Here is a 24291-nt window from a genome sequence, read left to right on the forward strand (position 1 = left end):
TATACGATTTGTAGAGATAATTCAAAGCAGAATGTCAAGGCGCCGTACGCCGGAATTAAATCACAAATTTCTCATGAAAATCATTGAATGCCCCCGCGATGCATGGCAAGGCCACCATCCTTTCATCCCCACCGAGCAGAAAACTGAATACCTGAATAAACTTCTGCGTGTCGGTTTTGATACCATTGACTTTGGAAGTTTTGTCTCGGCAAAAGCGATGCCTCAGGTTTCTGACACGGCAGAAATTATTTCAAAACTGGACCTTTCCAATTCCTCTACAAAACTTCTCTCCATTGTTGCCAATGAACGCGGTGCTTCCGAAGCTTGCGCTTTTGATGAGATCAGTTATCTGGGTTATCCCTTTTCTATTTCTGAAACATTTCAACTAAGAAATACGAATGCCACCATTCAGGCATCTTTGAAACGTGTGCAGGAAATTCAAAAGCTGTGCGAACAAAATAACAAAAAGCTGGTCATTTATATTTCCATGGGATTTGGGAATCCATATGGTGATTTATGGAATCCTGAAATTGTTTTGCAATGGATTGAAAAGTTGTCGGCTCTTGGCATAACCATTTTTTCACTGGCCGATACAGTCGGCCTGGCCTCAATCGATGATATCAGTTCTTTATTCAACCAATTAATCTCTGCAAATCCTGATCTGGAATTTGGCGCACATTTTCATACAAAACCGGAAGAGTGGAAAAACAAAATTGAAGCAGCTTATAACGCTGGTTGCCGTAGGTTCGACGGAGCTTTATTAGGTTACGGCGGATGCCCGATGGCCCAGGATGATCTGGTTGGGAATATGCCAACCGAGCGGTTGCTGGATTTTATAATCGAAAAAAAGGAACCGAATTTACTGGATTTGAATGCGTTGGAAGAGGCTAAGGGAATGTTTTTGGGGTTGATCTGATTATTCAACAAGACCCGAAGGTTTATATTGACCAAATATAAAATCGAATATCGGAAAGTTATAAATCATTGATTGTGGATCACAACCAACAGGTAACGCACCATATATCTTTTTTTGGAGAAGATTATATTCAACATGGATATAGTCAGGATAGTTGGTCTTCATTATATTGTGTACTGCATCAATTTCACCTTTTTCTTCTATTGTGTATTGTTTTCTATGCATATCTACAACTTCATTTAACATTCCATTTTCACTGAAAGTAGCAAGTTGTTCTTCAATCCAAACACAATAATAATTGGATAATAAGGATACAACGCCGGTTAACAACGTTCGTCGATGTAACAAACCTTCATGGGATTCATGAAAAATAGCCATAAATCGCTGCGATGGAAGAGCTGCAATTGCACTGGCATCAAAATAAGTTCGGTTTAAGTTTAACTCTTCAAGTGATTTGCAAACGCTGTTCCAAGGATCAGTAATGCTCCCATCCATCGTGGACTGACAATTTTCCACGATGATACTTTGTAGTTTTTTATACCCGTCATAACCTAAATTCGAATATGGGAAGCCCACCGGGTAGTATGTATGCACTACTTTTAATAAATCGTAAAAGATCTCTTGATTACTTTTCATCCTCAATCTAATGGTTTTATTTAATGTCTCCAAAAGCTACAAAATAAGTAGGTTGGTAGTATAAAACTATCAATTGTTATTTTTCACTTTTTCCACCAATTACATACCCCAAAGAAAAATGATGCGACCATCCCAATTGCGGGTGCGTGTGAACCGCGTAATCAATATGGAATTTACTTCCTTTAAAACCAACACCAAAATGGTTGGTTTGTGGTCGTGATGCAATTCCTGTTCTTACGAAAAAATTGGGCATAACTTCATATTCCAAGCCTGCACGGAAGCTGACAGAATATGCTGTAGCTTTTTCAATTTCTGCACTAAGCTGAACAGTTTTTGTTGGTTTGTATAAAATTCCGGTTTTCAGTGCGGTATCTATTTCTTCATGCGTTTCGCTGAAATAACGGGATTGTGTAACATTGAACATATGCGCACCAAAATACAGTTTTGAAGAAATCATCGCTATTCCTCCAAATTCAAAAACCAGCGCTTTTTTACTCAATGAAATAGTCGATGCATTGATGGCCGTTTGAAGATAATTTATTTTTAAACCCAGGCTGAATCTGTTAATCCTATGCCCGGCACCTATCCCGATTGCTATCTGATTATAGGTTTTATCTCCAAAACGCTGCATGGAAAATCCGGTTCCAAGATCTTTGGACAACGGCAAAACCGCGCCAAAACCCAAAGTATTTATTCCGTCAAAGTTGTAATGAGAATCGTAGGTAGAGAAAATGGTTGCGTTAGAAATCCCGGCGAGTCCGGCTACATTATTTCCAAGCGCATAATAATCAGAACGGGCAACAGTCGCATTTGCCAAACCCCATGCCCTTGCGCCGATGGGAAAGGGATTCCCATCGGCGAAGGTTTTAAAGGATATTACCAAAAAAATAACGAAAGATTGAAGGAAGTTTTTCTGTCGAGTAAAATATGCAGATTGCTCTCCCATATTCACTACGCCAGTAAAATGCTATTTCAAAAAACTATTTCAAGAATTGAATTTGCGTTTAACGATATTCAGTAAAGCCAAAACCGCTTCTCCGTTTACATCCCACGCATATTTAGATGCATAACGATGCCAAATCAGATTTTCTGCTTCTTCATAGCTTTTTACAAGGTCAAGCTCGTAAATTGCTTTATCAAAATGCTCGCTGTTTTTGCTGAAAAGTTGATTGACAAACATAAAACGCTGTCCCAACGGAATAGATCCCGCAATACTTTCCACCTTAACCTGAACATTTCCGTAACGATTTTCCTCGGAAGCTTTTGGCACCTCGACTTTAAAACGGCTGTTCAGCGATTCTCTTTCAGAAGAATGGGTTTGTGAAACAATATTGGATAGAATTTCAACGCCCGGTTCTGCACGTTGCGGCGCAGGCGAAACAGAAGGCGTTACCGGCTTTATATTATCAATTTCTGAAAGAGCAGAATCAAAAAACGATTTCGGTTCCTGCCTGTTACCTTGTGGGGCAACCGGATATACCGGGTTATTTATAGGAAATAATTCCGATGAATCCAGATTCAGAATTTCTGAAAACTGACTCACATAAGGTGTCACATCATCAAGGATTTCAGTATTGCTTTTTATTTCATACAACCAGCCATTTACCTGCGTCATATAAACAGAATCAGCATTGCTTTCCGAAAGACGTTGTGCCAATGACCTGGCAATACCATTGTGGATCTGTGTGTATTTTGAAAGTTGCTCAGCCTTTTCTGCTGTAAAAACAGATTCCGGCATCGCTTTTAATTTTGCTTCAAAATAAACTTCCGGCGTATAAATAAGCGTGATCGCATCTTTCACAGAATCAAGAAGAAGAGGTTCAAGATCGGCACGTTTTACAGCGATGTTTTGAGAAACGGTATTCATAAAAGCCTGTAATGCAGCTTTCACTTCTTCACTTTCAAAATCAAAATATATGCTTCGAAACGCCTGAGCGTTATTTTTCCATTGGTCAAACAGACGATTTAATACACCCAGATTCACCTGACGAACCGGTGTGAGTTTGAGTAATTCCGAGCCTTTTACAACAGCCTGATTACGATACACCTCGTTCAGGACAGTTGCCGTGAAACGGGAAGCATATTGGTTTAGAGCATTTGAGTTCAAACTATTCGGCATAACGAATACGAGCTTTGTAACGAGAGTGTTTAAAAAATGTGTTTGATTTGTAAAGATAAATAAAAAATGGCTGTTCGGGCAGTCAATTACAGATTCAACTTATTTACGGCTATCATGTTTATTGAGCCTTCTCATACAAGACACCACCAGCACCCGCGAACCGGGTGGATTGAAGTAATCTGCGGATCCATGTTTTCGGGGAAAACCGAAGAGCTGATCCGTAGACTTAATCGTGCCAAAATTGCGCGCCAGAGAATACAAATCTTCAAACCTGCTTTGGATAAACGATACCATGTGGAGAACATTGTTTCGCATAACGAGAATTCCGTGGAAGCAACGCCGGTAGATCTTTCATCCGAAATTATTGCACTGTCTGAAAACGCGGAAGTGATCGGACTGGATGAAGCGCAGTTTTTCGACGAATCCATCGTGAGCGTTTGTGACGCGCTGGCTAATGCCGGCAAACGGGTGATCATCGCAGGACTGGATATGGATTATTTGGGAAAACCTTTCGGTTGTATGCCCCAGCTGATGGCTGCCGCAGAATATGTCACAAAAGTACACGCAATCTGTATGGTTTGCGGAGAAGTGGCTTCCCATTCCTACCGGCTTTCTCCTTCCAATGAAAAAGTATTATTAGGAGAAACGGATCTATACGAAGCCAGGTGCAGAAGATGTTTTAATTTGGGAGAAGAGGCATACGATCAGCCTTGTTGAAATTTCAGGCTCCGTCATATTAAAAAAATCGACAGAGCCTGATTGCTTATTTTGTCAATTCCTCTACCAACCGGTTTGCTTTGTAAATATGTTTCATAGCAGCAATCATTCCGCCGGCATGAACCGAAATGGTACGATTTCCTGCATCAGGAGCAAAAATGAAATAGCCAGGCAAACTTTCCATATTTCCGTCAAAGATTAATCCGACCGCTTCCAGTTTTTGATTGATCATCGGAGAACCTGAATTGCCACCGATAATATCATTTGTTGAAATAAAATCGATAGGTGCTTTTAACAAATCAAGTGGCGGATTCAACCAGCGTTTTGGTAATGACCAGGGGAATTCTCCCTTGGCAGATTCATAGCGGTCATACATGCCAAAATAGGTTGTTTTGATCGGCGCCGTTGTTCCGTTATAATTATAAGATTTAACTAAACCATCACTGATTCTTAAAGAGAAAGTGGCATCCGGTGGAATGCTGGTTCCGTAAATATCATAAAGTAACCGGCCCAGTTTTGCCCGCTCCACATTCAATCTCGCATTGGCATCGCGCGAGGCAATAGCACCCGTCATAAATCTTGGCTGAGAAATTCTGGCCAGTTTGATCAGCGGATCCTGTGATGCTTCGATTGCAGTTGCACCGCCGTCCAATAAGGAATTTACGTAGGCCTCGTCACTCAGTTTTGTATTTTTCAGCGCGTTTAAGGCTGCTACCTTTGGCGTTTTTCCGCCAAGCGCAACTTTAAGATATTCGTCGTCCTTTTTCAAAAACGTTACCGATTCTTCAAAATGAGAAATCAGGTAAGCCTGTTCCAGAGAAGGAATTTCAGGTTTAAAAGCTTTTAAAGTACCTTTTAATGTAGCAGCACGATCTGGGTTAGTTTTAGACAGTGTTGCAAAATCTACCAGCTGCTGAGCAAAGGTTAATAATTCTCCTCGTGAAAGCGGGTTTGGCTGCATGATCGCGATATCATTACGTGCAGAACGGAGGATTTCTACATTTTCAGAAATTTTATCCCAGGTGCCATAACCGGCAGAAAGTTTCGGATTAGCCTGAACTGCTTTTTTAAAAGTCTTCTCAAAATCCATTTTTCTCGCCATCAGCACCGGATCTTTCATTCCGTCATATCTTCCCTTGTAAGATTTGTAACTGTTTTCGTAGCTAAAAATCTCATTCAGTATGCTATCACTTTTTGCGGTTTTGTTGTATTCCTGCAATGCAAGAGAACGGTTTTTTAACAATTGCAGCGTGAAAGGCATAACCAGATCCCGGTCAAATTCAAGTTCATCAACCGTTCTCAAACGACCGGTGCTTCCCGGATTTCCAACAACGAAAACGGGCTCGCCGTCTTTTACCCCATCCGGATTAAATTTGAAATAATTATCGGTATGCAACGGTTTGCCATTATCATCATAAACCCTGAAAAATGAACAATCCAGGTTATAGCGCGGATAGGTGAAATTATCCGGATCTCCTCCGAAAAATCCCATTTGCAGTTCCGGCATAAAAACAACTCTTACATCATTGTATCTTTTAAACCCATATAAAGAGTACCGGCCACCGCTGTAAAAACTAACCGACTGGATTTCAAGACCTTTCCATTCTGCTTTTTCCTGATATTCTTTTTTTATTGTTTCAAAAGCCTGGTCGCGGAACTGCGTTTTCTCTTCATCAGTTTCACCCTGATCTTCAATTTTTTGCATTCTGGCAGTGATATCTTCGATTTTCACCAACTGATCAACAAATAAATCTGGCACCTTTCTTTCGTCAGCAAGTTTGGCAGCGTAAAATCCGTTTGCCAGAAAATCTTCGCCTTTTTTCTGAACAGCCACGCCTGATTCTCTTGCGCAGTGGTGATTGGTCATCACCAAACCATCCGCGGATACAAATGAAGCTGAGCAATAAGTTGCAAAGCGTAGAGCGGATAACCTGGCTTTTTCAAACCACTTTTCGTCCGGTGTAAAGTTGTATGTTTTTTTAAAATACTCGGCAGGCGGCGTATCGAAAGTCCACATTTTTCCCATATCAAACGCCCCTGCCTTCACAGAATCGAGCTTGATATCCTGCGCCTTAACCATCACGTTTCCAAGGGAAAGCAATCCAAGCAGGCCGAGTTTTTTAATGATTTTTATTGATGACTGCATTAAATAAATTTATTATTGGTGTAACAATGTTATCCAAAGCTAATAAGTTTAAGGAATAAATGATCCGTTCCGATCAATATCGACCCTGGCTGTGCGAATAAACCGGATTTGAAATGAAAATTAAATATTCCCTCGCGATCTCGCTCTTATTCAATGTAATATTTATATGCCTTTGTGCTTACATTTTCCGTGATAAATGGATTCAGAAAATCGTTGCTTTGAAAGGAGATGCTAAAATTGTAATGTTTGGAAATTCGCTGACGGCTCAGGGAAAATGGGTCGAATTGCTAGGCAGAACAGATGTGCTCAATAGCGGTTTTGCCGGGTTGACTACTTATCATTTTCTTGGGTTGCTACAAGATAATGTAATTGAAAAACATCCAAAAATCTGCTTTGTTGAAGCCGGGATTAATGATATCACCGTTGGCGTTTCGGCGGAAAAGATCCAGAAGAATTATACCACAATTTTGAACACACTTGAAAAGAATAACATCATTCCGATTGTTACCTTAACATTTTACGAACAAAACGATCCCGTAAGCAAATCAGAAGTAGATCGTCTCAATCATTTTTTGATCAAATATTGCGAGAAGCATACTATAAAATTTATCAATCTAAATCCGCTGATCTCTGATTCAACTGGTTTGAAAGCTGAATTTGCGGTTGATAAAACCCATTTAAATGACAAAGGATATAAAATCTGGGCGAGGGAAATTGAAAAGGTTTTGAATCAAAAAATATCACAATAAATTTTATTATAATATTTCCTTAAATAATTGTATTATTGAAGTTGCAAAATCTTATTCACGTAAATCAGATATAATGAAAAACTTCTCCATCATACTTATTTCCATTACCTCGCTATGGTGGAGTTCTTGTAAAAAAGAAAATAATCCTGAGCCAACAGAGACTTATCTTAACAAAATTACAGAGTTGCGATATTTACCGGATGACAGCATAACCGTGCAAAGTGAGCTGGATTCTGACGGTGTAATACGACTTGAAAGATCATCAAAAAGTAGCCCTGTTATGGGATTCAGAGAAAACCCGGAAAACCTGCTAAACACAAAAACATTGACTTATTACCGGCTTTACACTTTTAGTACATCCAATAAATTAATAAAGTTTACTCAATTCGGCCATCCTGCGGGTGCCGTATCAATGTCAGATAGTTCTATTTTCAGTAATACTATACTGATCAAAAAAGAATTAAAAAGTTACAGATTTTATGCTGACGGAGATTACTATTTTCGATCCCCCTTGTGGCTTACCAAACGTAGCTTTACTTATGATTCTCAAAATAGAATTTCAATAGAGGCTGATTCTGTTTTTATTTGTCATGATGTTCCGAAAGGAGAATTTGCTATTGTTCAAAGAACTCCGAAATTTATTTTCACAACAACAACCAATAATATTTACAACAGTAAAAATGAGCTCGCTACGACAAAAACAGCAACTACCAGAAATAATGATTTATTTTATAGTAATGGCTGGAATGCGTTTTTAGCATCGCAACCTGGCAAATTATATATAGGAACTACGAATTATTCTTACGAATATGATTCAAATAACCGAATAATTACGAAAGTGGCAAGTTTTGTCCAAGCCTCAACAAATCAGGTTTATAATAGTATATTTTCTTACTCCTACGCTAATTGATAAACGATAATTATCCTTCTTTCAAATTATCCTTAAATAAAAACGGATCACTTTCATGAAGAAGGTGACCCGTTTTATTATTATTTCAATATCTAAACCAGCAATTAAGCATTGATCTGATTCATCACCTCAGTCTGTTTACGGATAGATTCCATATGAACAAGTTTGAAAAGTTCGTCAACAAGATTCGGGTAAAGGTTTAAGCTTTTTCCCCATGCCGCACGCGTTTCCAAAACTTCACGGAAACGATCAACCTGGTAAGCCGCAACGTTATTATCACGTTTGTACTCAGCAAGTTTTTCAACCAATGACATCCGGTTTGCAAGGTTTTCAAGCAATTCGCGGTCAAGGTGATCTATTTTACCACGCACAACTTCCAGTTGAGACTGGTAATCTGTCGGGTAAGATTCTTTACGCACGTGAAGCTCATGCAACATTTCCGCCAAAGCAGGAGGAGTTAATTGCTGCGAAGCATCCGACCACGCCTTATCCGGATCACGGTGCGATTCGATGATCAAACCGTCATAGTTCAAATCAAGTGCACGTTGTGCAATTTCAAACAACAATGAACGCTTTCCAGCCATATGGCTAGGATCGCCGATCACTGGAAGTTCAGGGAACAATGTTTTCAATTCGATCGCTATATTCCACATTGGAGAATTACGATATTTTGTTTCCTGCGCGTTAGAGAATCCACGGTGAATTGCACCCAATTTCTTAACACCCGCCTGGTTCAAACGTTCCAGAGCACCAATCCACAATTGAAGATCAGGGTTAACAGGATTTTTAACAAGAACCGGAACATCCACACCTCTAAGCGCTTCTGCCAATTCCTGAACATTGAATGGGTTTACTGTAGTACGGGCACCAACCCAAAGAATATCTACACCATATTTCAACGCCAATTCTATATGCTGAGGATTTGCAACCTCAATAGCCACAGGCAATCCAGTTTCTTTTTTTGCAGCTTGCAACCATGGCAATGCCGCTTCGCCCATCCCTTCAAAACTTCCCGGACGAGTTCTTGGCTTCCAAATTCCCGCACGAAGTACGTGTGCAAATCCTTCTTTTTTGATCTGGCTTGCGGTTTCCAACATTTGTTCCTCGGTCTCTGCACTGCAAGGTCCGGCGATTACCAAAGGTTTTCCTTCGGTATTGATCCAACTACTTAGCGGAAGGATATCTAGAGAAGCATTCATATTCAAAAACTTGTCCTTAATAAAACAATAAGATAACTATAATATTTCGACTCGGTATTATGCGTATTTGACGGATTGCCGTACATTTGATGCTCCAAAAGAATACAACCCTTTTTTGTATAACTTTTGCCTGATTGGTTTAAAATAAACCATGAAGACCCCACTTATGATAAACTTAAAAATGGCGTACGCTTCACAAAAAGATCAAATCCCTGTATTTTTTGAAGACACTTCAATAGCATTTGCTTCAAAATCAGATTCTCAACTCAGGAAAACCTATTGGTTGTTTAGCTTAATGAACCAGGCTCGAGTGGTAAATTTAGGCACTTTTTTTATAAAGATTGCTCTAAAGCTGCACTTACCTATAAAAAATCTTATCCGGCACACGATTTTTGAACAATTCTGTGGCGGTGAGACGATTAGTGACTGCCAGCAAACGATTTCAACATTGGCCGGTTCGGGTGTTGGGACAATTCTGGATTACTCCGTTGAAGGAGAAGATGACGAAAATAGTTTTGATGCTACGGCAGCTGAAATTTTACGTACCATTCAGAAGGCTTCAGAATCCAAGGCTATCCCATTTTCGGTTTTTAAGATTACGGGAATTGCCTCAACCGACCTTCTGGAAAAAGTACAACGTAAAGAAACACTTTCCGCTTCCGAATCTGCTGCTTTTGAGCGTGTAAGAGAAAGGGTTGAAAAGCTTTGTTCACAGGCTCATCAGCTTAATGTACGCATTTTTATAGATGCAGAAGAAAGCTGGGTACAGAATGTTATTGACGACCTGACTTACGAAATGATGGAAAAATACAACAAAGAAAAAGCCATCGTTTATAATACTTATCAATTCTATCGTCATGAAACCTTGCAAGCCTTGAAAAGTGCTTACCTGGTTGCACGTCAAAAAGGATACGCGCTTGGCGGCAAACTTGTGCGAGGTGCCTACATGGAAAAAGAGCGTATTAGAGCCCGGGAGCAGGAATATTTCAACCCGATCCATACTTCAAAAGAAGCGACGGATAAGGATTACAATGCAGCTATCGATTTTTGTCTTGAAAATGTTGAACATATTTCGATTTGCCTGGGTACGCATAATGAGTATAGCTCTCAATACTGTACCTGCAAAATGAAAAAACTTGGTTTAAAAAACGATGACAGCCGAATTTACTTCGCCCAGCTTTTAGGAATGAGCGACAATATTTCTTACAATCTTGCCAAGGTTGGTTATAACGTTGCCAAGTATGTGCCCTATGGCCCGATCGATTCAGTGCTTCCCTATCTGATCCGCCGTGCAGAAGAAAATACTTCCATAGCCGGACAAAGCAGCAGAGAGTATCTGCTTGTAAAAAGCGAAATGCACAGAAGAGGGGTAAGTTCTTTATAAGAACTTACTACTTTTACAGGCATAGTGATATAAATTGTAATTAATAAAGAATGAATCAACCAAAAAATCCTGCCCGGTATTTATTATTTAGTGTCTTGTTGATTGCAATTGACCAATTGTCTAAGCTTTTGGTTTTTAAATACATGCAGCCTGGTTTTTCCGGACAGATATTATTGGCTGGCAACTGGCTTAAACTTCATTATGTACTTAATCCCGGGATGGCTTTTGGCATGCAGCTGGGCCATGAATATGGAAAGCTATTTTTAACACTTTTCCGATTACTGGCCATGTGCGCCATCGGGTGGTATCTGGTTCATCTTGCCCGTACCGGTGCTTCCAAGGGTTTATTATGGGCCTTGTCCATGATCCTGGCCGGCGCTGTTGGAAATGTTATCGACAGTACTTTTTACGGTGTCTTTTTGGATAATGCGCCATATGGTTCGCCGACTCCCTGGTTCCACGGACAGGTTATTGATATGATCTTTGTGGATTTCTGGGAAGGATTTATTCCTGAATGGGTTCCGGTCTGGGGTGGACAATATTATTCCACGCCAATTTTCAATATTGCAGATTCATGTATTTTCCTTGGCGTTTGTAGTATTCTTATCTTTCAGGGTCATTTTTATACACCTGAGGAAGAAGAAGTTACTCCGGAAGTTATTCCTGACCATGAAGATGCTGAAAGCCTTTCAAAGCCGCACAGTTTTGATGAGGTAACCAAAACATCAGTTACCCACACGGAGGATATTTTGAATTCTGATGATAATTTAGATCTTGATCCATCCAGAAATGTTGCTGCGTCCATGGTTAACCTTGAAACCGGAGAAATTGCTGAACCCATCGAATCTGCTTCTTCGGATAAACTGATTTCAACTGTGGAAACCGAAGATGAAAATGTAGATATTGATTCATCTCAGGATATTTCTTCTTCCATGATTAATCTTGAAAGTGAGGAGATTGTAAAACCAGGTGAATCTTCTACGGAGAAATAGAAATTCTTTTGCGGTCTATCAAAACATATAAAACCAAAAAAGAGAGCTGCCGGCTCTCTTTTTTGGTTTTATATGTTTCCTGTCAGATTGAAAAAATCAAAATTACTATTGCTCTTCTTTTTCCAAAGGCATAAAATCTTTAAATGTCTTCTTCAGTGCTGCATCGATCTTTTTATCATCATAGCCAGCCGCTTTTTTGTTTTCCCAATTTGCGTCGAGTTCAAGTGCTACCAATCCGCTCAGGTTCATTAAGGATTTAAATTCATCCAGTTTACGAACAAAGTCAGGTGAACGACGTGCTGATTTTTGTGCATATTCTCTTGAAAAAACATCTCCCTTATTTTGAAGTTCGTTTTTCTTCTGCATTACATAATTAAAACGATCAAGCAGGCTATTGGTCGATTTACCGATAACTTCTGTCGCTTCTAACGTTCCCATAGTCGCAACTGTTGTTCCGCCAAGCGTAGTAATATAGCCTCTGTTATTAACATTGTTAGGTGAAATAACAGGAGCAAGACCGGTTGTTGCACCCAGAGAAGCATTAATCAGGGAACGGCTTCTCTTGCCTCTTTTCGCCCTGCTATATGATTTTTTAAGCTCTCCCTCCTTCTCTTTCATTTGTTCGAGCAAACTCCACGCAGTGATAAGTCCGCCGCGGTAGAGGCCATAAACGTATGCATCGCGTTCGGATTCATTCACTGTGTTTTCAATAATAAAACGTAAAGTTCTTTCCTTTTTATTCTGCGCTTTGTCCAGCACGTAAAAAGTGATATTGAAAGCCAAAGAGTCAAAAGGATCTCTGACGAAGTCATAACCAGGCTCCCAGATAAACTCATAACTCGTCGGAGCATTTTTAACTAATGCAGATTCCGGAATATTTTTATTTTCGGATACAAAACCAAAAGTTGTTATATCATCATCTCCATTCGGATCAGACAAAGTAAATTTCAGGTTGATCCGGTTATTTTCCTTACTTTTTATAACTTGATTTTGCGGAATGACCTTGAAATCAGGTTCAAGATCCATTTGCGTTACTTCCAGTTTCAAGCGACCTTTTGTCCTTACTTTCGAAGGCTGATCTTCTACATAAAAATCAATATATCTCGGCCCTTTTTTCAATAAATTAAACTGTGTTGTGGAAGGGTCCCAGACAATTTCACCTGCCGCACTCATCTTCATTCCTTCCGGCATTCCTTCCAAAACAGGAATAAAAACCAAAGGGTCACCATCACTATCCCGAACAGAATTCATATCGATCTGATAGGTATTCTGGGTTTTATATTGAACGTAAAAAGGTTTCAGTTCATCAACTTCGGGGGCTCTGTTGACATGTACAATTTTAAAAGCGATCTGCTGCGATACTGTTTCACCCGCCTGGTTTGTAGCTTCAAAAACAATAGGCCACAATTTGACTGTATTAATCCGATCTGCTATATCATAACTTGGTGTCCAGATGAAATGTCCAAGGGAATCAAACTTCATATCACGCCTGAATCCGCTCGCAATACTGTAACGAACAGAATCACTCTTTCCACCCTTTACCTGCAAATGAAAATCTATTTCCTTTCCTTCCGGTAATGTATTCCAATCAGCTTCTTTTGGGAAAATTAATTGTAAAGCACCATTACTGCCTGAATGCGTGTTATCCTGCGCCCGAAGCGGTTTAGACCAAACTATCGTTAACGCAAAAATGAGAAAGTAAAAGATATTTTTTAAAACCATAATTTCAGAAATATAATTTTTTTATGAGCTTAGGGATGCAACTTCCATAACGCAAAATTAACAAATCCTGTATGCTTAACGTTCTGAATCATTCTGTTTTTTTAGAAGACGCAAAACCCAGAAATCAGCTAAATATTAAATTTGTACTTTTTGAATATTATCAAATTTCTGATTCACCAATTATCAGAACTTGAATGACTGCCTTACTAAAACAAATACCGGAGAACAACCTGTTAAAGGCTACTCTCCGGTACTTTATATTTTAATAACTTATTAAAAAACTCCGGATTATTTTTTCTTAGGAGTTGCTGCCGGAGCTGTTGTAGCTGGCTTTGTTGCTGCTGCTGGTGTTGTTGTCGCAGGTTTAGCGCCCGCAGGAGCTGCTGCTTCAATTTTGTCAGGATCTACACCCAATTTTCTTAGGATAAGGTTTGTAGCATTGTTTTCTTCAGAAGCCGCGAACAAGATAATAGGCGTTGTTCCCTGACCTGCATCCATATTAAGGATATAAAGAAATCCGCTTTCCTTACCTACTTCCTGAATTGCGTTGTTAACCTTTGTAAGGATTGGTTCAAGCAATTGTTGCTGCTTAGCCTGCAAAGACTGTTGTGCATTTGTTTGCATTTCAGTGATACGGGTTTGCAGATTCTGCAATTCTTTTTCTTTATCAGCACGGATTACGTCAGTCATCTGAGCACCGTTTTTCTGATAAGCTTCATACTTTTCCTGAGCCTCTTTATAAGTTTCTCCTAACGCCTTATCAAGCTGCGCTTTGGTAACTTCAATTTGGTTTTGCATTAGTTTACTCTCAGGCAACTTGCTGATAACGTAATCTACATTGGTATAACCAATTTTTGTAAGACCGCCAGCAGGTGTTGTTTGTGCCAAAAGAGGGGTACTAAGCATGGCCATCGCGACCAAAAGCACTATCAATTTTTGTTTCATTGTTTTGTTACTATTTAAGTTTACTGTTTGTACTTTTTTGTTTAGGGGAGCTTTCTTTAGGCGCTACCGTCGGTTTTTCTTTTGCTATCTCCTCTTTTGCTGTTGCTTTTGAAGCCTGGCCATCTATCCCAAGCTCTTCCATAATATAATCCGAATAATCATGTTTCGGATTTGAATAAATGATCCCGACATCACTTGATTTATCAAACATAAAATCAAGCCTTTTCTGGATACATATTTTGGAAACTGCCCTCTGGACTTTTTCCATAGATGGCTTCATAAGTTCTTTTTTCTTTTGGAAAAGCAAACCCTCCATACCAAATATTTTACTATTGTATTCACGGGCTTCCTGCTCTTTTTCTTTTATTTCCGTTTGTCTCTTTCTTTTAAGATCATCCGTTAATAAAACTTCTTCAGCCATATAAGCCCGCTGCATTCTTCCAACCTCAGCAAATTTATCCGAAATTTCTTTGGCCCACTTTTCCGAAAACTTTTTCATTTCCGTTTGTGCCAATTGATATTCGGGCATTTTACTGGTTATGAATTCCATATCGGCATAGCCAAATTTCTGGGCTATTCCTTTTCCAATTGAAATAAAGGACAAAACTAGCAAAATAAAAATCTTCTTCATGCCTGGCCCGCTAATAATTTAAACTGTTTTAACGAAAAGCAAACTAATATATTATCTGATCTGCTGACCGATCGTAAAGTGGAATTGTGCACCACTTCTCTTACTCTGACCCTGGATACTGTCAAATCCGTAACCCCAGTCAATACCCAAAAGACCAAATGCCGGCATAAAGATACGCGCACCAACACCCGCAGAACGTTTCAGATCAAAAGGATTAAACTCTTTGTAATTTCCCCAGTTGTTACCTGCTTCTGCAAAACCAAGAATAAATATCGTTGCCTGTGGATTCAGAGAAACCGGATAACGAAGTTCCGATACAAATTTGTTATAAACAACACCACCACCCGACGCCGGATATCCGCTCGTTGTCAAAGGACCAACCTTCTGATCCTCATAACCACGTAAACCGATAATGTCCTGATCAGCCAGCGAGAATGAACCCTGACCTGCTAAACCCGAACCACCGACAATAAACCGGCCGAATTTACTGAAGTCAAGTTTAGTACCATATCTACCCAGATAACCCATGTGCGTACGGGCACTGATTACCAGTTTACCGGTAATGGTTGCATAATAAGTCGCATCAAACATCCACTTGTTGTATTCTACCCAACGATAGGTATCGCTAACATCTTTGTAACCATTCTTACGAATCAATGAATATGGCGGAGTCAAGGTCATACTTAACGAAATATTCGATCCGCTTCTCGGAAACTGGAAGTCACTTAAAGTATTTCTGGAAATCGTAGTATTGAACGAAATATTGTTAGAAACCCCTTTGCTGTAACCAATCCGGAAGATATCCAGACTATCCAGACGATAACGCTGGTAAGATAAAGAGTGTGTTAAAACAAGGTTACGATCCGGCTCTCTCAAACGACGGCCCAGGGACACTGTAATACCACTGTTGTAATATCCTCCTCGATAGTTAACACTTCCTGAGCCACCTGACGAATAAATCGAGTTATAATTTGCTACCCGGTAAACAGTGTGCTGTAAAGAAACACCAAAATTGATCGGTTTTTTACCCCCTAACCAAGGCTCGCTGAATGAAAGCGAATACGTTTGATACTGCTTACCATTGGCCTGGAAACGAAGCGATAATTTCTGTCCGTCACCTGAAGGAAGCGGTCTCCATGTTTCTCTGTTTGGAATGTTGCGTAATGAGAAGTTGTTGAAAACAAGACCCAACGTTCCTACAAAACCAATATATCCACCCCAACCACCGGAAAGTTCAATCTGATCAGATGGTTTTTCTTCCACATTCCATTCGATATCCACCGTTCCATCCTGAGGATTCGGGATCGGGTTCGGAACAATTTTCTCCGGGTTGAAATAACCCATTTGAGATAACTGACGCTGTGTGTTGATAATTTCAGTTTTACTAAATTTTTGTCCCGGCAATGTGAAAAGCTCACGTAATACTACGCGGTCACTTGTTTTGGTATTACCATTCAAAATGATACGGTTAATCGTTGCCTGCTTTCCTTCATACATACGAAGTTCCACGTCAATCGAATCACCTTCAACCGCTTTTTCAGTAGGCTCGATACGGAAATAAAGATAACCGTCATCCATGTAAATCGAGCTGATATCATTTCCCGGAATACCATTGATTTTCTTATCAAGCTCTTCCGGATTGTAAACGTCACCTTTGGCAATACCCAGTTTTTCTCCAAGTGCTTTTGATGGGTATAAATAGTTACCAGTCCAGGTTATATTACGGTAAAAGTATTTTTTGCCTTCATCAATTTTCATCTTGATACTGATCGTTTCGCCATTGTTTGTAATGGTATCAAAATCGATCGTAGCATCACGGTAACCGTTTTTACGATAGTAAGCGATCAGCTTTTCTTTATCCTCATCGTATTTTTTAGGAATGTATTTTGAAGGATTAAACAAACGGCCAATGCGTTTCTGCTTGGTACCTTTCATTTTATGTTTCAGCGTACGGTCACTGATATCTTCATTTCCTTCAATATCAATTTTTTCAATCTTCACTTTACTTCCTTTGGTGATCGTAAAGTTCAAAGTTGCTTGTCCACGTGTAGAATCGGGGATTTGAAGCACCTTCACTTTGGTATTGTAAAAACCTTTATCCAGATAATATTTCTTGATAACAAGCTGGGTATTTTTAATAACCGTCGGCGTAATTACACGTCCTTTGATCAGCTTTACTTTATCATTCAGCGTTTCTCTTTCACCTTTACGAATACCGGAAAACGATACTTTGTAAAGTCTAGGGCGCTCCTTGATGTGAATATTAAGCCAGATTTTTTCTCCTTCGGTTTTTGTCGCAGCGATTTCCACATCATCCAGAGTACCGAAATCCATCATTCTTTTGATAGAAGAAGGAATTGCTGGTCCAGGAACGCGGATTTTATCACCAGGTTTTAATCCTGAAATAGAAACCATAGAGTTAGGGTCCAGAAACTGGGTTCCTGAAACGGTAACTTCTGCGATTGTATATTCTTTTGGGTTGGCCGGATCAATTCCCATATTGGCAGTAGCTGCCGCGGGCTTTGCATTACTCCCTAATCCTATCTTTTGCGCCTCAGCCGAAAAACACCAGCATAACAGAACTCCTGTTAATGCCCAATTACTTTTTACGAATGTTTTAATAAAGTTTCTCACCAGGTTCATATAATTCTACTTAGCTCCATTCGCTTTAACTTGTTCACCGGTTTTACCAAAACGACGTTCCGTTTTCTGGTATGCCAAAATTGCCTCATACAGATGTTCCCTGCGGAAATCAGGCCAAAAAAGGTCTTTATAAAAATACAGCTCCGCATAAGCGAGCTGCCATAACAAAAAATTACTGATCCGGTGATCACCACCCGTACGCAACATCAGATCCACCTCAGGACGATCTAGTGTGGAAAGATGTTTATTCAACAAAGTTTCGTTGATTTCTTCCGGCTTTAAAATTCCTTTTTGCACTTCGGCTGCAAGCTTTTTGGTGGCCTGCACAATATCCCATTTTCCGCTGTATCCCAATGCAAGGATAAGGTTCAGCCCGGTATTTTCACGGGTGATCTCAATCGCTTCTGCGAGCTGGTTCTGGCAACTTGCAGGAAGACTTTCCATATCTCCGATGGTATCCAGCCGCACATTGTTTTTCAGCATGGTAGGAATTTCATTGCGGATAGACTGGACTAACAATTCCATTAAAGCACGGACTTCAAACTGCGGACGAGCCCAGTTCTCGGTAGAAAACGCATAAAGGGTTAGATAGGAAACGCCAAGTTCAGCACAACCCTCGGTCACCTCTCTCACTGCCTTAATCGCATTCCGATGGCCGAATACACGTGCCGCTCCCTGGTTCTGCGCCCAACGCCCGTTACCGTCCATGATAACGGCAATGTGCTTTGGCAGATTGCCCGAATCAATGAGTTCTTTCATTATAGCTGAACTCTTTTAACCTTTTTTAACAAAAACAAACGAACCATTATACGCCGATCTTATAAATTCTATTTGATGTTTTTTTTAATCTGACGCGCAATGCATACCATCTGTTCCCATTTGTGTACGCAGTTTGTCACCCAATTGTGTCGAAAAATTGTAAATTTCAATAACAATAATTTGAGCTCTTAGGATAAAGGTACTGATAAACAGTACATTAAACTAAAAACACAGTCGTCGGATTTTAACAAGGGCGCAATTTAGGAATAAGTATGGCGTCTTCAAAATCAATATTTTGAACAAGACGCCGTGAAGCAAGGTGATTAATTATCAAGAAGATGACGGATGACTTCGGTATAAGTGCTTCCGCTTTGCAGTTGAGAGACTTTCCTGTCGCGCATTACGACCAGATATTTGCCATTAAAATGTTTCTGAATTTCTTTGATATGGTGCGAATTAACAATGCCTCCCCGGCTGATGCGCAGGTAGTGAGCAGGTAATTTTTCTTCCAGCGATGTGAGTGTATAGTTTAAAAGATATTTTTGTCCGTCCAGGGTGTTCAGAAAAACATATTTCTCCTCCGCTTCAAAATGCGTAATTTCTGTCAACGGAATCAATAAAATGCGATCTCCCGACTTTACCGACAATGAAAATATCTCCTTTTTAGGTTTCATTTCTTCCAGCAACCTGAGCAGATTATCAGAATAAGGATTTTTACTTTCTCCCGTTTTAAAACCTGCATTCAGGATATTCCTGATTTTATCGATCGTTTTCAGAAGCCGTTCGTTTTCAACAGGTTTCAACAAATAATCAACAGAATTTTCCTCAAAAGCTCTGATTGCATACTGATCATATGCGGTGGAAAAAACGACCAATGGCATTTTGGTTAGTTTTGCCAGCATTTCAAAACCATTCAAAAGCGGCATTTCTATATCCAGAAATATTACTTCCGGATTGTGTTTGTCAATTTCCACCAAACCCTCTGCCCCGTTTCTTGCTTCTGAAACAATGACAAAAGTATCCTGATGTTTTTCCAATAATCTTCTCAACCTGCTTAATGCAAGCGGCTCATCATCAATCAATATTGTTTTTAGAGGAAATGTCATTTCAGATTATTTTTTTGTGATGAAATCTCTGCAGAGTTTTCAATTATTTTATATCAATTTAAACCGGTAAACTACTTCACCTTCTCTTCACTAGCCTGAATAGCAGATTTTCGGATTGAAATATTAACGGATTTTATTGGTTTATTATGAAGTTCAATGGCAGCATCTTCGCTGTATAATAATTTCAGTTTGTCCTGGATACTGCGGATACCGTAACCTGCTCCCATGGTATCAGAAAAAAGCGGTCCGTTGTCATGAACGCAAAGGTGAAGCCATCCATCTTCTTCGTAAATTTTTACAATAATTCTCCCCTGGTCGGCCAGTTTGGCAATACCATGTTTGATCGCGTTTTCAACAATCGGCTGGAGGATAAATTTCGGAACCAGAAGACTATTCAGTTCCGGGTCTGTTACTTCCACACCAAACTGCAGCCGATCACCAAATCTGACTTTTTCAACCTGAAGATAAGTATGCACCATTTCCAGTTCGTTTTTAATGCTGTCAAAATAGTCATTATTTTTCCTGCCCGTTGTATACCGAAATAGCTTTGACAATAATAAAGTCATTTCCTCCGCCTTATCCGGATCTTCGTGCACGAGACTTGCGATACTATTCAGGGCGTTGTATAAAAAGTGCGGATTAATGCGTGCCTGCAATGCGTCCAGCTCTGCCCTGGTTTTCAATTTTTCAAGATTCAAAAGCTGATATTCCTGCTCGGAGATCTTTCTGGACAGTTGCCTACCCTGACGATTCAGATAATAAAATACGTTTGCTATGATCAAGGGGCCAATTGCGTAATAAAACCAGACACCATTTTGCCTTGCCTGCTGTGGTGATTCGGCCGCCAGGGCTTTGAATATCTTTTGCCCGAACGCGAAGAACATACCAACATTAATTCCTAAAAAAACAAGCGTTACAACTGCACTCAGGGCAAGATGCCGTAAAAAAACTTTTTCAATCATCGAATCGAGCCATATTGCCATATTTTGAGCAATGAGCACTACTGCCACTCCGCTAACAATATTTTGAGCAATCAGATATTTATTCAGCTGCACCTGTACAGGATTGGATGTGTATAAAATTTCCAGTGTGAAATAAATGATCGCGCTTGTTCCATAAAGCATCAAGGCACCAATGATAATGGCGACCAGCGTTCCAAGCCAGCTTTGGCTCTGGATCAATCCGATCAATTTAAAATCCTGCCATTTGAATGATTTGCCCTGGGAGGAAAAACTGAAATTGGCACCTTCGATTTTAGCCCCGGTCATGTCTGCATCTGTCAGACTGCTGAAACTTAAATCGGCGTTGGTAAGATCCGCATTTCTAAAGGTTGCATTTTCCAGGGAAGCAAAACGTATTTTTGCACCACGAAGATTAGAGCCGTCAAAATTTATTCCTTCCAGACTTGAAAAGCTAAAATCCGCTCCTTCCAGATTCATGTTACTGAAATCCCTGCCTTCCAGCGAAGTTCCATTCATGCGGAGCGGTTTCTTTTTGGTTTCTTCCATCAGTAATTATATGATAAATCTTCATTTCAAAGGATACATTTCCAAGTTATATCCGGTAAAGAATATAAAATAAAAAACCTCATGGCTAACAGAATGTGTTTTTGATAACACAAAGCTATTAGCCATGAGGCCGTTTTCTTATCTATTTCCGATGAACTGCGGATTAATGCAGCATGAACTTCGAAACTTTGGAAATGAAAGTAAATTCAGAATGCTGATTTTTACAATTCTTCAAGAAGAATATCTTTCCAACGTACTTTAATTCCACCGCCCGAGTGAATTTGCAGCGCGATTGATCCGTCTCCGGCACCAATTTTTGCATCTTCAAAATCAACCATATCATGGCCGTTCAACCAGGTTTGTACTTTTGGGCCATTTACACGGATGCGCAATGTATTCCACTCACCCATTTTCAGAAACCCTTCTTTTTCGTCGGGAATTTTCTGCAACCATTCACGACCGTAAGATTCGTAAACTCCTCCGGTATCGTGGTTTGGCGGTGCAACCTCAACCTGCCAGCCAGAAACCTTCGTTCCATCCACAGTTGATCTGAAAAAAACGCCGCTGTTTCCGTTTGCTTCCTGTTTGAATTTCAGTGTCAGGTCAAAATTTTTGTAAAACTTGTCCGTTGTTAAGTAACCGTATTCCTTGTCAGGACCGCTTTCGCAGATTAACTCGCCTTTTTCAGCATACCATTTTTCGGTACCGTTGATTTTCCAGCCTGTTAAATCTTTACCGTTAAACAGCTTTACCGCTTTCTTTTCCGGCGCATTTACATCGTCCTTCGTTGCTAAAAAAGCAGAACTGGTAAACAAAATCACTGCACATAATGCAGTCAGAAATTTAAATTTTAACATCTTGTTTTTGGGATTAGGATAAAAAAAATTAGTTTTAAAATTCACCAAACTACTATTTACATTAGTTTTACAAAAATTAAACTGAACCGAAGCTATGAAAAAAAATAACTTTATAAGTCGTTACGCGGCATTTTTTTTGATTGTTACATTATTTGGCGGAATAGTGACATCCTGTACCGAAAAAGATAGCGACATTGTAAAGCCTAAAACAATTACGGATGTAATTCTTCAAAACAGCGAATTTTCAACGTTACGCGAAATAATTCTGGCGAACGATTTGGGTGATGCATTGAGAACTGAAAACATTACATTATTTGCTCCTAACAATGCAGCATTTTTAAATTCCAAAATTACAAGTGCTCAAATCAATGCAATGCCTAAGGATTCGATAAGAGCTTTTGTTTATAGACACATACTTAAACAAAATCTTACTTTTGAGTCATTGAAGGTTCAAAAATATCCAACCATTTTGAAAGGTGATAGTATTGTAGTGACACAAGCCTCAGCAGATGCGCCACTCCAACTAAATAAACTTGCATACGTAATAACTAAAAATGTCAATGCTGACAATGGCTCGATTCAGGTTGTTGACCACAGCTTGAAAAATATCAAATAATACAATCTTCCAAAATAAAAGCGGGCCTGATGTTTGAAACATCAGGCCCGCTTTTATTTTACAATACCAGTTCATTAAAACTGCTCCGTATGAGCAAAAAAGAAACTACCTTCTATTACAGCATTCTCATCAGAATCAGAACCATGGATTGCGTTTGCCTCAATTGATTTTGCAAACAATTTACGGATCGTTCCATCTTCAGCATTGGCAGGATTGGTAGCACCAATCAGTGTACGGAAATCCGCAACTGCATTTTCCTTTTCAAGAATAATAGGCACGATCGGTCCTGATGACATGTAAGCACATAAATCGTTATAAAAAGGACGCTCTTTATGTACTGCGTAAAATTCACCCGCACGTTCCGGAGTCATTTGTGTTTTCTTCAAAGCTACAACACGGAATCCGGCAGCCTCAATCATTTTGATAATAGCACCTGAATTTCCGTCTAATACGGCATCAGGCTTAATCATCGTGAAGGTCTTATTGGTTGACATACAGTTTGCTAAAATTTATTTTGATGCAAAACTACAATTTTCATTTTATATAGTCATCAAATCTGCCCGGAACCTCATTTTCAGGCAAAAACATTCACTACTGATTAAGCCTTTCGTTGTCAACATTAAACAAATCCCAACAGTTTTGTTAATTTTGTCATCGAATTGCCGGGTCCAAATTTTCTTTTTGAATTAAATAACTGTGAATCAAACTGTTGAAGAGCTAGTAGCTTTTCTATCTACTCCTCAAAAAATCATCATCACGATGCATAGAGATCCTGACGCAGATGCGCTGGGTTCTTCGCTTGGATGGGCAAGTTATTTATCTAAAAAAGGACATACTGTAACCGTTATCAGCCCGACAGATTATGCTGCAAACCTTCGCTGGCTTCCTGGCATGAGCGAAGTTCTGGTATATGAAAAGTCTGGTGAGCAAGGAAAATGCAAAAGAAAAATTGATGAGGCCACGCTGATATGCTGTCTTGATTTTTCAGCACTGTCCCGTTTGAAAGATCTTGGAAAAGTAGTTTTGGATGCAAAAGCACCTAAATTGCTGATTGATCATCACTTGGAACCAGAACATTTTGCAAAATGGATGGTCTGGGATACGACGGCCGCCGCAACAGCTCAGCTTGTTTATGCGTTAATAAAAAAAATTGAAGGTGATGTTCCGACCACATCGGTTTTTGACATAGCGATGGCAGAAAACCTTTATGCAGGAATAATGACTGATACAGGTTCTTTCAAACATGGGAATGTAACGCCGGCAGTTCATCTGGCGATTGCAGATCTTATGCTGACAGGATTTGACACGAGCCGCGTGCACAGATTGATTTATGACAATTCGCCGCTATCCCGTTTACAATTTCTGGGATATGTTTTGTCTCAAAAATTAATTGTTCTGCCTGAATACCGTACAGCTTATATGGTGCTGACCGATGCAGAACTTGCCCGATTTAATTCAAGTCCGGGTGAGACGGAAGGTATCGTCAATTACGGTTTGCAGGTCGAAAACGTCGTGATGTCTGCATTGTTCATTGAAAGAAAAGGAGAAATAAAAATTTCTTTCCGCTCGGTAGGCGACTTTTCAGTTCGTGAGGTTTCGAGTACTTATTTCAGTGGAGGCGGACACAAAAATGCATCAGGCGGAAGAACTGAGCTTTCTATTAACGATACTGTTGATCTGTTTTTATCCATACTTCCTAAATACAAAGAAGAATTACTGAAAGTTGATTAATCTCA

22 protein-coding genes are annotated in these 24291 nt (G+C 39.7%); 8 read left to right on the forward strand and 14 right to left on the reverse strand.

Annotation, left to right across the window (positions count from 1 at the left end; all coding sequences use genetic code 11):
* Positions 1-73 precede the first annotated feature (73 nt).
* Positions 74-916 carry a hydroxymethylglutaryl-CoA lyase gene (locus LXL81_RS17015; protein ID WP_234648002.1) on the forward strand — a complete coding sequence of 281 codons (843 nt, stop codon included), beginning with the start codon at positions 74-76 and terminating at the stop codon, positions 914-916.
* Here LXL81_RS17015 and LXL81_RS17020 read toward each other — a convergent pair whose 3' ends face one another.
* The 3 genes from LXL81_RS17020 to LXL81_RS17030 form a co-directional block, all read right to left on the reverse strand.
* Complete coding sequence (locus tag LXL81_RS17020; protein ID WP_234648003.1) at positions 917-1552, reverse strand: hypothetical protein; 636 nt, start codon at positions 1550-1552, stop codon at positions 917-919.
* 76 nt (positions 1553-1628) lie between these two features.
* Positions 1629-2435 (reverse strand): hypothetical protein, encoded by an 807-nt coding sequence (locus LXL81_RS17025; RefSeq protein ID WP_234648004.1) that lies wholly within the window; start codon positions 2433-2435, stop codon positions 1629-1631.
* Positions 2436-2537: 102 nt separating this feature from the next.
* Positions 2538-3671, reverse strand: coding sequence for a hypothetical protein (locus tag LXL81_RS17030; protein WP_234648005.1), 1134 nt, complete (start codon positions 3669-3671; stop codon positions 2538-2540).
* Positions 3672-3785: 114 nt separating this feature from the next.
* On the opposite strand from LXL81_RS17030, the gene LXL81_RS17035 reads away from it, so the two are divergent.
* A complete protein-coding gene (locus LXL81_RS17035) occupies positions 3786-4388 on the forward strand; it encodes a thymidine kinase (protein WP_234648346.1) in 603 nt (200 codons plus the stop codon).
* A gap of 46 nt (positions 4389-4434) precedes the next feature.
* Here the strand turns inward: LXL81_RS17035 and LXL81_RS17040 are convergent, their stop codons facing one another.
* The gene (locus LXL81_RS17040) at positions 4435-6534 is read right to left on the reverse strand and encodes a S46 family peptidase (protein ID WP_234648006.1); all 2100 of its coding nucleotides are present in this window, start codon (positions 6532-6534) and stop codon (positions 4435-4437) included.
* Between the two features lie 113 nt (positions 6535-6647).
* Between LXL81_RS17040 and LXL81_RS17045 the strand changes: the two genes are divergently transcribed.
* Both LXL81_RS17045 and LXL81_RS17050 read left to right on the forward strand, forming a co-directional pair.
* Positions 6648-7283, forward strand: a complete 636-nt coding sequence (locus LXL81_RS17045) for a GDSL-type esterase/lipase family protein (protein WP_234648007.1) — start codon at positions 6648-6650, stop codon at positions 7281-7283.
* Between the two features lie 73 nt (positions 7284-7356).
* A complete protein-coding gene (locus tag LXL81_RS17050; RefSeq protein WP_234648008.1) occupies positions 7357-8193 on the forward strand; it encodes a hypothetical protein in 837 nt (278 codons plus the stop codon).
* Positions 8194-8297: 104 nt separating this feature from the next.
* Here LXL81_RS17050 and LXL81_RS17055 read toward each other — a convergent pair whose 3' ends face one another.
* The gene (locus tag LXL81_RS17055; RefSeq protein WP_194123636.1) at positions 8298-9392 is read right to left on the reverse strand and encodes a chorismate mutase; all 1095 of its coding nucleotides are present in this window, start codon (positions 9390-9392) and stop codon (positions 8298-8300) included.
* A 181-nt stretch (positions 9393-9573) separates the two neighbouring features.
* Between LXL81_RS17055 and LXL81_RS17060 the strand changes: the two genes are divergently transcribed.
* Together LXL81_RS17060 and LXL81_RS17065 are read left to right on the forward strand one after the other, a co-directional pair.
* Positions 9574-10776, forward strand: a complete 1203-nt coding sequence (locus tag LXL81_RS17060) for a proline dehydrogenase family protein (protein ID WP_409013926.1) — start codon at positions 9574-9576, stop codon at positions 10774-10776.
* Positions 10777-10826: 50 nt separating this feature from the next.
* On the forward strand, positions 10827-11768 hold the full coding sequence (locus LXL81_RS17065; protein WP_234648010.1) for a lipoprotein signal peptidase: 942 nt from the start codon (positions 10827-10829) through the stop codon (positions 11766-11768).
* 105 nt (positions 11769-11873) lie between these two features.
* Here LXL81_RS17065 and LXL81_RS17070 read toward each other — a convergent pair whose 3' ends face one another.
* The 8 genes from LXL81_RS17070 to LXL81_RS17105 form a co-directional block, all read right to left on the reverse strand.
* Positions 11874-13490 carry a hypothetical protein gene (locus LXL81_RS17070; RefSeq protein WP_234648011.1) on the reverse strand — a complete coding sequence of 539 codons (1617 nt, stop codon included), beginning with the start codon at positions 13488-13490 and terminating at the stop codon, positions 11874-11876.
* 288 nt (positions 13491-13778) lie between these two features.
* Entirely contained in the window at positions 13779-14435 is a 657-nt protein-coding gene (locus LXL81_RS17075) for an OmpH family outer membrane protein (RefSeq protein ID WP_234648012.1), read from the reverse strand.
* A 10-nt stretch (positions 14436-14445) separates the two neighbouring features.
* The gene (locus LXL81_RS17080) at positions 14446-15066 is read right to left on the reverse strand and encodes an OmpH family outer membrane protein (protein WP_234648013.1); all 621 of its coding nucleotides are present in this window, start codon (positions 15064-15066) and stop codon (positions 14446-14448) included.
* 51 nt (positions 15067-15117) lie between these two features.
* Positions 15118-17709 carry an outer membrane protein assembly factor BamA gene (bamA, locus tag LXL81_RS17085; RefSeq protein WP_409013919.1) on the reverse strand — a complete coding sequence of 864 codons (2592 nt, stop codon included), beginning with the start codon at positions 17707-17709 and terminating at the stop codon, positions 15118-15120.
* 6 nt (positions 17710-17715) lie between these two features.
* A complete protein-coding gene (locus LXL81_RS17090) occupies positions 17716-18468 on the reverse strand; it encodes an isoprenyl transferase (RefSeq protein WP_234648014.1) in 753 nt (250 codons plus the stop codon).
* A 323-nt stretch (positions 18469-18791) separates the two neighbouring features.
* Positions 18792-19574 (reverse strand): LytTR family DNA-binding domain-containing protein, encoded by a 783-nt coding sequence (locus LXL81_RS17095; protein ID WP_234648015.1) that lies wholly within the window; start codon positions 19572-19574, stop codon positions 18792-18794.
* Positions 19575-19645: 71 nt separating this feature from the next.
* Positions 19646-21082: a histidine kinase gene (locus LXL81_RS17100; protein WP_234648016.1), complete on the reverse strand. Its 1437-nt coding sequence runs from the start codon at positions 21080-21082 to the stop codon at positions 19646-19648.
* A 221-nt stretch (positions 21083-21303) separates the two neighbouring features.
* Positions 21304-21939: a DUF1080 domain-containing protein gene (locus tag LXL81_RS17105; protein ID WP_234648017.1), complete on the reverse strand. Its 636-nt coding sequence runs from the start codon at positions 21937-21939 to the stop codon at positions 21304-21306.
* Between the two features lie 94 nt (positions 21940-22033).
* Between LXL81_RS17105 and LXL81_RS17110 the strand changes: the two genes are divergently transcribed.
* Positions 22034-22555, forward strand: coding sequence for a fasciclin domain-containing protein (locus tag LXL81_RS17110; RefSeq protein ID WP_234648018.1), 522 nt, complete (start codon positions 22034-22036; stop codon positions 22553-22555).
* Positions 22556-22629: 74 nt separating this feature from the next.
* Here the strand turns inward: LXL81_RS17110 and LXL81_RS17115 are convergent, their stop codons facing one another.
* The gene (locus LXL81_RS17115) at positions 22630-23049 is read right to left on the reverse strand and encodes a nucleoside-diphosphate kinase (protein ID WP_234648019.1); all 420 of its coding nucleotides are present in this window, start codon (positions 23047-23049) and stop codon (positions 22630-22632) included.
* Between the two features lie 202 nt (positions 23050-23251).
* Between LXL81_RS17115 and LXL81_RS17120 the strand changes: the two genes are divergently transcribed.
* Positions 23252-24286, forward strand: a complete 1035-nt coding sequence (locus LXL81_RS17120; protein ID WP_234648020.1) for a bifunctional oligoribonuclease/PAP phosphatase NrnA — start codon at positions 23252-23254, stop codon at positions 24284-24286.
* Positions 24287-24291: the final 5 nt, after the last annotated feature.

It is taken from the genome of Dyadobacter sp. CY356 (assembly GCF_021440195.1).
GTDB lineage: Bacteria > Bacteroidota > Bacteroidia > Cytophagales > Spirosomataceae > Dyadobacter.